At 58.9% G+C, this 4,016-nt stretch carries 4 protein-coding genes; all 4 read left to right on the forward strand.

The window, feature by feature from the left end:
* The first annotated feature begins 768 nt into the window (after positions 1–768).
* The gene (locus QZ184_RS10585; protein ID WP_296419530.1) at positions 769–2,256 is read left to right on the forward strand and encodes a hypothetical protein; all 1,488 of its coding nucleotides are present in this window, start codon (positions 769–771) and stop codon (positions 2,254–2,256) included.
* 164 nt (positions 2,257–2,420) lie between these two features.
* Complete coding sequence (locus QZ184_RS10590; RefSeq protein ID WP_296419532.1) at positions 2,421–2,831, forward strand: hypothetical protein; 411 nt, start codon at positions 2,421–2,423, stop codon at positions 2,829–2,831.
* Entirely contained in the window at positions 2,828–3,256 is a 429-nt protein-coding gene (locus QZ184_RS10595) for a hypothetical protein (RefSeq protein ID WP_296419534.1), read from the forward strand. Before QZ184_RS10590 ends, QZ184_RS10595 begins: the two co-directional genes overlap by 4 nt.
* Positions 3,256–3,717 (forward strand): hypothetical protein, encoded by a 462-nt coding sequence (locus tag QZ184_RS10600; RefSeq protein WP_296419536.1) that lies wholly within the window; start codon positions 3,256–3,258, stop codon positions 3,715–3,717. The genes QZ184_RS10595 and QZ184_RS10600 overlap by 1 nt, the downstream gene beginning before the upstream one ends.
* Positions 3,718–4,016: the final 299 nt, after the last annotated feature.

Below are 4,016 nucleotides of genomic sequence, written 5' to 3' on the forward strand. Positions count from 1 at the left end.
CCGGAAGGAAGAATGTTTGGCGCGCTTTGGCGCTCCTGGAAGAAATGCGACCGCTACTCAGCTTCTGGACGATCTCGCTTCCCACCGAATCACTGACCGATCTGGCTCGTTTGGGGACACTCCCGGCCTTTCAGGATCGAGTGCGGAAGGAACTAAGCCGGCTCTTGAGAGAGGCAGGGCTCCCAGACCTTGTGGTTGGCGTGGCAGAGCTTCAACCAAAACGGTCACGCGCAGAAGGCCGTCCCTGCCCGCACTGGCACGTCGTATTTCAAGGCCGGAAAGACCGACGAAGTGGTTGGGCTCTGAGTCGAGAGCAGTTAGACGGCGTGATAGCTGCGGGGCTAGCCACCGCAGGAGTTCCCGTGCCTGATCTGAGGTGCGCTGGGAACGTGCAGCAAGTGAAGAAGTCGGTTCGCGCATACCTGAGCAAGTACATGACAAAGGGCTCCGGGGATTGTGCTCAGTGGGTTGGCGGTGAGCACGAAGCGCTGATCCCGCACCAATGGTGGTTCTGGACGAAGCGGCTCCGGGCCTGGGTTTTGAAGCACGTGTTCCCGATCGCCTTTCAGTTCCTGGCTTGGGTCCATGAACACCGGGAGCAGCTGAAGGCCATGGGGATGGCTCGCTTCCGGGTTTTAGAGCTGAGCGATCCAAGGGCTCCGACCACCTATGAGGTGGATTGGATCGACCCTGTGCACCTGGGCCAGCTGATTGCGATTTGGCAGACGGACCAATGGGATTCAGACTGGTTCCGTTCAGCCCGTAGGAATGGATTCCTTTCAGTCGGTTCTCGGTGACGCCGCAGGCGGCGCACTCTGCAACGTGCTCGCTGCCTACGGCAGCACCGCGCCGTTGCTGACAGCCATCAGCCTGATCGAGCCAACACCGGTTGGAGAAGCACTAGCAGTCAGTGCAGGACTGGCGGGTTTTGCGGCCACAGTCGGTTGCACTTGGGACGTGAATGGCAATGGTCCCACTTCAGAGGTTCCGGGTTCCTCCTGCGCTACATCTTCAACAGGCTCGCGCATCTTCAGCAAAGAGACAGACGGGAATACTTTTGACGCTGTTGGAGGTGCTCAACGCTTTTCAGAAATAACAGGGATTACACATGCTGGTCCTTATGGATCGGATGGGATTTTGTTGCAGGTGTCAGCGATAGAAACTGGCGGCGCTCTTTTCTCTTTCAACTTAATTTCTTACTTTGCGAATCCTGTTGTTGATGTCTATTTAATCGACGGATGTTCAGGAGGCTCTTTGCCGCCTGGGTTGCCGCCGGATCCGCCGACCTACACCCACACTGATCCGACAAGCGGTTGCGAGATCAACGTGGACTTCCAGGGCTGGGCCGTGGGCCCTGCCGGCGAGGTTGGTGGTGTGTGGCTGATGGAACCTGCGGCGCCCCAGACCAGAGCAAGCGGCGGAGTCATTGGCGGTTGCAACTTTGCGCCGACCATCTACTACGACGGCGGTGGTGGCGGTGGTGGTGGTCCGGTGAACTTCCCTGTTCCTGATCCGGTTCCACCTGATGGGAGCGAACCATGGTGGGCGCCGTTGCTTCGTGCTGCGGCTGCTGGTGTTGCCGCTGCAGTTGTGAACAAAGCGCTCGAAGAACTGTTCGAGAGGCCCTATCCGGCTGGCTCCTATTCCATTCACGGAGTGTGCGAGCGGGATGAGCATGGATACCTGATGCCCGTCAAGCGTTCGAGCACCTATCTCGAAGCTCCCGGCATCGATGCGGTGCTGACCCGGCTGGACGCATTGGCCGACCTTTTCCAATATCACAAGGAACTACGGCAGCCGATCTGCCGCCATCCGCGTGGATCCGGTGAGCTGGTCACGGTCAATTTCGTTTCCGATGCACCGAGCCCCCAGGGGTCTAGGCCGCTGCGGAAGTTTCTCCGTTACCGGGATCAGTCCGGCACCGATCTTGTTGGGCATGGCGCTCATTGGCGCGACTTTTCTTGGCAGGCCGGCCCAGTCATCGTTAGCCACGAGAACGGCCCTTGGGGGCAACTCAAGGTGTGGGCTCTCGACGCTGACGAAGGAAAGCGGGTTATTCGCCATGCTGGCGCGGTGGCAGGCGTTAACCCTGATGCGATCGGTGATTGGGTTATCACCGGCAGCAGTGATCCGAGATACGGACAGACAGGAACGATGCGGGTGGAACGGCGTGTCGCCGGAGAGCTGAGGCAGCAATACCTGCGGGTGACCAAACGAAGTGACCCCAACGGAATGCCGTTACTGCCAGCGGCTTAAATTCCCGAGACCGGTAGTCGACGGTTTCCAAGCTTGCGTCTCACGGTAAGAATGTAGGTGTAGACAGCCTTTTCGGCATGACCATGACACCTACGCCGCGCTTTGCGACGCGGCCAACAGTGCCAGCGGCCGGTTCTTCCCTTGACTTTCAATGGCGGAAGGACATGACCCTGGCTTATCCCGGTGGCAGCATCACCGCAGCACGCGGAAACCTGGAGCAGACCTTCGCTCTGAGTGGTGCTACATCCAGCTACTGCCAAGCGGTTACCGAATCGATCAGCCGCACTGGCCACTCACGAGTCAACAAAATCGGCGGCACCTCCACATCGGTGAAGGCCACCACCTTCTCCGTCAAGAAGTACTCCACCAGCAGATCTAGCCAGGCCGCTGCTGGTCAAGCGGTCGAGGTGCTTACCGGCGTCGGTTCTTACACCGCTCGCGTCAGCGGTTCCCTTCAGGCCCTGATGGCCTACGTCTGCTCCATTGAGAACTCCGTGTTCGATTACGTCACGGTGGTTTCTCAGCAAGGGACCATTTATGGCCCCGTCGGCCCCTCTACCGCTCCAACACCATGAGCTACGCAAAGATTTGGATTGATACCAACAACGGTCTCAAGATCTGGGACAAGTTCGGCAACCTTGATTACTTCTGCGACACCACCGGCTTGACGGAGGCTTCTGCTTCCGTCGTTAACAAGCAGGCAACCGTCAAAGGTTCCTCTGTTCACTACTACATGAACAGCGAGGCCACTTACACCCGGGCCGCAACGGTCAAAGATTTCATCTATGACCCGGGCCGCCGCAAGGGCAACGCCATTCCTGGCAAGCCGTTTGTGCTGGTGTCTGATGCTGGCCTTCCTGGTGAAGAGACCCGTCAGTTCACTTACGAAGGTGCCTTCACGGATCTTCATGCCTTCGTTGTTGGCTCGGCCAAGATGCTGGTCGATCTCTTCTCGGAGACCGGCACGCGTTACACCTCCATCCCCGGGACCACTCCCTGATGGTCTGGAAGCTGATCGGCTCTGCCACCGTCGGCCCCACCGACAAAGAGGTGACCATTGGGCCGATCGAGGTTCCCCCTCAAGACGGGCTGGAAGTCTGGGTTCAACAGACTTCCCCCGTCTCTTCTTGCTGGAAATTCAGCTACGGCCTGCTCTGGGCTGAAAACATCAACGGACGTTTCCTTGGGACGATCAAGGTCTATGGACACCCCGAAGGAGAGGCTTACCGACTTGGAACTGGATTGTCTGCATCTCTCCGGACAGGGGTGCTCAAGTTCAGCCCGCGCCTGTGGAACCTCCGCTGGTTCAAGGTCTCAGGCGAAAGGTGGTCGTTGGACTTTTGGGCTGATTTGCCAGACGACCTACCGAACGATCGTTATCGGTCTCCTGGGTTTGAACGCCCTGATGGGTTCAGTATCCCTGTTATTCGAGTTGGCAATTTTGGACGTCTCCGCTTTTAAAGAATGGCCCTACTCACAGGACTCACAGCTGACGGAACCGAAGTCCCCGTCCAGGTAAAGACCGACGGCGCCCTGGTGGCGGAAGGCTTAGAGGGACCAGTCGGCTCAGCCGGGCCAGCCGGACCAGCCGGGCCAGCCGGGCCAGCCGGACCAGCCGGACCAACAGGCATTTCAATTTCTCCCTGGGTCGTTGCCTCTTGGAATGGCCGCACCGCCGCGACGAGTAACGACTGGCGTGCGATCTGCTGGAGCCCGGAGCTGATGCTTTTCGCGGCCGTAGCCAGCAGCGGCTCGGGCAA

Origin of the sequence: Vulcanococcus sp. DEBay_Sum22DG08_74 (genome assembly GCF_017852955.1) — a bacterium.
Lineage (GTDB): Bacteria > Cyanobacteriota > Cyanobacteriia > PCC-6307 > Cyanobiaceae > Vulcanococcus.

Bases quoted from the DNA above. Each gene is read 5' to 3' on its own strand.
- QZ184_RS10585 (WP_296419530.1), top strand. From the start codon at position 769: ATGGATTCCTTTCAGTCGGTTCTCGGTGACGCCGCAGGCGGCGCACTC.
- QZ184_RS10590 (WP_296419532.1), top strand. From the start codon at position 2,421: ATGACCCTGGCTTATCCCGGTGGCAGCATCACCGCAGCACGCGGAAAC.
- QZ184_RS10595 (WP_296419534.1), top strand. From the start codon at position 2,828: ATGAGCTACGCAAAGATTTGGATTGATACCAACAACGGTCTCAAGATC.
- QZ184_RS10600 (WP_296419536.1), top strand. From the start codon at position 3,256: ATGGTCTGGAAGCTGATCGGCTCTGCCACCGTCGGCCCCACCGACAAA.